We start from the raw sequence: 4,089 nt of genomic DNA on the forward strand, positions 1-4,089 counted from the left end.
GCGGAGCTAAAATATGTCATCGGGGTTTGCCGAGGTTTCATGCGTCAATGCTGCCCTGGCGGTTATCGCGGCGCGAGCGGAAGACGTGCTCGGGCGCTATTTTCCCGACACGCCATGGTGGCCCACTGCCGAGGGCAGGGCGGCGCTGGTTCAGCTCTTGCAGGCAGCAGGCGAGGGGCAGCCAGGCACCCTCGAGGCCATGCACCCGCAGGCCGACGGCAGCTCGATGAGCGTTCTTTTTCATGCCATACCGGTTTCCGCCGGGCAGGATTCGCTGATTGCCGTCACCGGCGTCGACATCACCGAACTGAAACGGGCCGAAGCCGAACTGCTGCGCTCGAACAGCGAACTGGAACAGTTCAGCTACGCCATTTCGCACGACATGCGCCAGCCGCTGCGCATGATCTCCAGCTACCTGCAACTGCTCGAAATGGATCTGGGCGAGCGGCTTGACGGCGAGCAGCGCGAGTATTTCAATTTCGCCATCGACGGCGCCAAGCGGCTTGACCAGATGCTGATCGGCCTGCTCGACTACTCGCGTATCGGCCGCAATGGCGAGCCGGCGAGCTGGATCGAAAGCCGTGCCGTGCTCGACGAAGCGCTGCTCTTCCTGCGACCGGCGATCGCCGAGGCGCAGGCCGAAGTGCGCATTGAAGGCGACTGGCCGCGCATTCTGGTCAGCCCGGACGAAATGCTGCGTCTGATCCAAAACCTGATCGGCAACGCGCTCAAGTTCCGCGTCTCCGGGCGCCCGCCGGAAATCACCGTGAGTGGCCAGAGCGGCGGGGGGCATTGGCGCCTGTCCGTCGCCGACAACGGCATCGGCATCCTGCCCGGGCAGAGTGGCCGGCTGTTTCAGGTGTTCCAGCGCCTGCAGTCGCGCAGCGCCTATGAAGGCACCGGTATCGGCCTGGCCGTGTGCCGCAAGATCGCCGAACACCAGGGCGGACGCATCTGGGTCGAATCGGCGGGAGCAGGCCAGGGCAGCCGCTTCCAGGTCGAGATACCGCTGCCAAGGAAGGCCGCTGCATGAGTAACAAAATGACAAACCCGAGCCGAATCATCAGCCAGCGCCAACCCCCGGCTTCTCCCTCGCCCGCCTGCGGGAAGGCCGGTTTCCGCTTTGCTCCCTCTCCCGCTTGCGGGAAGGCCGGTTTCCGCTTTGCTCCCTCGCCCGCTTGCGGGAGAGGGCCGGGGAGAGGGCGGGTTTTTCTGGTGCCGCAATCGCCCTCTCCCCCGGCCCCTCTCCCGCAAGAGGGCGAGGGGAGAAAGAGCGTTTCGCGTTGCGTGATCACGTCAGCCAGCAGTGACTACTGATTCAAATATGAACGCCACCCTGCAGAAAAAACGGCCAACCTTCGCCCGCTACATCGGGCTGACGGTTGGCGTGTTCGCCATCCTGGTTCTGGCCTTTGCCGTCTATGTCTGGTCGGAAAAGCAGCTTGATCGCGCCTATGAAATGCGCCACCAGTCCTATCTGCTGGCCGATGAGTTGCGCCAGTCTTCGGACGACCTGACGCGGATGGCGCGCACCTACGTGGTGACCGGCGACCCGCGCTACAAGGAATACTACCAAGCCATTCTCGACATCCGTGACGGGACGAAGCCACGGCCGCAAAACTATCAGTCAATTTACTGGGATCTGGTGCAGGCCAAGGGGGAAATGCCCCGACCCGACAGCGGACAGGCCATCGCACTGCTCGATCTGATGCACCAGGCCGGGTTTTCCGGACAGGAATTCCGCAAGCTGGAGGAGACCAAGGCGAATTCCGACGGCTTGATCGACACCGAATTCGTGGCCATGAAGCTGGTTGAAACGGCACTGGGGAAAACCGGCACGGAGGCCGGGTCCAGCCGCGCCACGGCGCTGCTGATGATGCATGACGACAAGTACCATCAGACCAAGGTCGCCATCATGAAACCAGTCGACGAGTTTTACACCTTGATGGAAGCACGTACCTTGGCCGCCGTCCAGTCGGCGCGGACCAAGGCCCTGATCGTGCGCATCGTTTTTGTCCTGTTTGCCCTGAGCCTGTTGTTCACCTTCTTGCGCACCAACAAGTATCTGCACGCCACGCTGGGCGGTACGGTTGACGAAGTCTATGCGCACATTGCGAGAATCGGCCGTGGCGAATTCTCTTCGGCCATTCCTGATGCCGGCGTTAGTGAAAACAGCGTACTGGGATGGCTGGCGAAAACACAGGGCAAACTGAAAAAAATCGATCACCAGCGCCAGCAAGCGGAAGAAGAAACAATAAACGCCTTGCGCTTCCAGCAAGAGTTGCTCGATGCGGTTCCCTCGCCGATTTTCTACAAGGATGCAGCGCGCGTCTATATCGGCGGCAACAAGGCCTTCGCGCGTTACCTCGGGCTGTCGCCGGAGCAATTCATCGGCAAGACCGCGTATGACATTGCCCCAGCTGACCTGGCCGGGAAATACGATCAGGCCGACCGCGATCTGCTGGGCAACGCCGGCGTGCAAAGCTACGAAGCATCCGTTGTCCATGCCGATGGGACACGCCACGACGTGGTTTTCAACAAGGCGGTTTATACCGACGCCGCCGGCCAGGTGGCCGGGCTGATCGGCGTGATGCTCGACGTCACCGAGTACAAGCAGATGGTGGATCAGCTGCGGGTAAGCGACCTCGCCCTGAAAGCCGTCTCGCAAGGCGTGCTCGTCTCCAGTGCCGACGGCTGCCTGCTCTCGGTGAATGACGCCTTTTTGTCGATCACCGGCTACAGCCAGGCGGAAGTCCTGGGCCACTCCTGCCGATTTATCCAGGGGCCGCTCACCGATCCGCTGACGGTGGCGGCGATACGCGAGGCCAAGGAAGAGGCCAGCGAGTTCTCCGGCGAGATACTCAACTATCGCAAGGACGGCACCGCCTTCTGGAACGAACTGACGATTTCGCCGGTGCGCAACGAGCAGGGCCGGCTGACCCACTTCATCGGCGTCACCCGCGACATCATGGCGCGCAAGCAGGCCGAAGCCGAACTCCTGCGCTCGAACAGTGAACTGGAACAGTTCAGCTACGCCATTTCGCACGACATGCGCCAGCCGCTGCGCATGATCTCAAGCTTTCTGCAACTGCTCGAAATGGCTCTGGCCGATCAGCTTGACGGAGAGAAACGCGAGTATTTCCATTTTGCCATCGACGGCGCCAAGCGGCTCGACGCCATGCTGCTCGGGCTGCTTGAGTACTCGCTGGTCGGCCGCCAGGGCGAACCGCAGGCGTGGATCGAAAGCCGCGCCGTGCTCGACGAAGCACTGCTTTTCCTGCAACCGGCGGTCGCCGAAGCGCAGGCCGAAGTGCGCATTGATGGCGACTGGCCGAAAATTTTCGTTAGTCCCGATGAAATGCTGCGCCTGCTGCAGAACCTGATCGGCAACGCGCTCAAGTTCCGCGTCGCCGGACGCCCTCCGGTAGTTACGGTGAGCAGCGAAAGCAGCGGCCAGACGTGGCGCCTGTGCGTTGCCGACAACGGCGTCGGCATCCCGCTGGAGCAGAGCGGCCGGCTGTTCCAGGTATTTCAGCGCCTGCACTCGCGTGGCGCCTACGAAGGCACCGGCATCGGACTGGCGCTGTGCCGCAAGATCGCCGAACACCAGGGCGGCAGGATAACGGTTGAATCGGCCGGTGAAGGACAGGGCAGCCGGTTCTGCGTTGAACTGCCGCAGGAGGTCGCATGAGTCATGGAGCCCTTGCCGGAATTTTGCACCTCTCCAACTTGCCCGCCCAGGGTCGCCGATGAAACTTCAAGGCAAACTATTGCTGGCCAGCGGCCTGCCGGTGAACGAAAAGACCGTCGGCTGCCTGCCGGCGCATGCGCTTTCCCGCATTTCCAGGGATTTCCCCAACTGGACCAGCAGCGGCCTCTACTTCAATAACGTCCCGGATCGACCGCGCAACCCGGCCAACCAGACCGATGGATTCGAGTTTGACCGCATGGCCGCCAGCGCTGCCGTCGTCTCCGTCGTCTCCGTCGTCTCCGTCGTCTCCGTCGGCGAGTTGCCGCCGGCATGGATCGACGCTCCACGCCCCGCTTTTCCCCCTCGCCCACTTGTGGGAGAGGGTCGGGGAGAGGGTG

Annotated in this window: 3 protein-coding genes; all 3 read left to right on the plus strand. The window is 62.4% G+C overall.

Annotation, left to right across the window (positions count from 1 at the left end; all coding sequences use genetic code 11):
* Window positions 1-13: 13 nt before the first annotated feature.
* Window positions 14-1,033 carry an ATP-binding protein gene (locus tag ACOYNV_RS26185; RefSeq protein WP_422902754.1) on the plus strand — a complete coding sequence of 340 codons (1,020 nt, stop codon included), beginning with the start codon at window positions 14-16 and terminating at the stop codon, window positions 1,031-1,033.
* Window positions 1,034-1,324: 291 nt separating this feature from the next.
* Complete coding sequence (locus ACOYNV_RS26190; RefSeq protein ID WP_422902755.1) at window positions 1,325-3,691, plus strand: PAS domain-containing sensor histidine kinase; 2,367 nt, start codon at window positions 1,325-1,327, stop codon at window positions 3,689-3,691.
* A 58-nt stretch (window positions 3,692-3,749) separates the two neighbouring features.
* The coding region (locus ACOYNV_RS26195; protein ID WP_422902756.1) for a hypothetical protein at window positions 3,750-4,089 on the plus strand (340 nt) is incomplete at its 3' end.

The organism is Propionivibrio sp., from assembly GCF_049316945.1.
Lineage (GTDB): Bacteria > Pseudomonadota > Gammaproteobacteria > Burkholderiales > Rhodocyclaceae > Propionivibrio.

Bases quoted from the DNA above. Each gene is read 5' to 3' on its own strand.
- ACOYNV_RS26185 (WP_422902754.1), top strand. From the start codon at position 14: ATGTCATCGGGGTTTGCCGAGGTTTCATGCGTCAATGCTGCCCTGGCG.
- ACOYNV_RS26190 (WP_422902755.1), top strand. From the start codon at position 1,325: ATGAACGCCACCCTGCAGAAAAAACGGCCAACCTTCGCCCGCTACATC.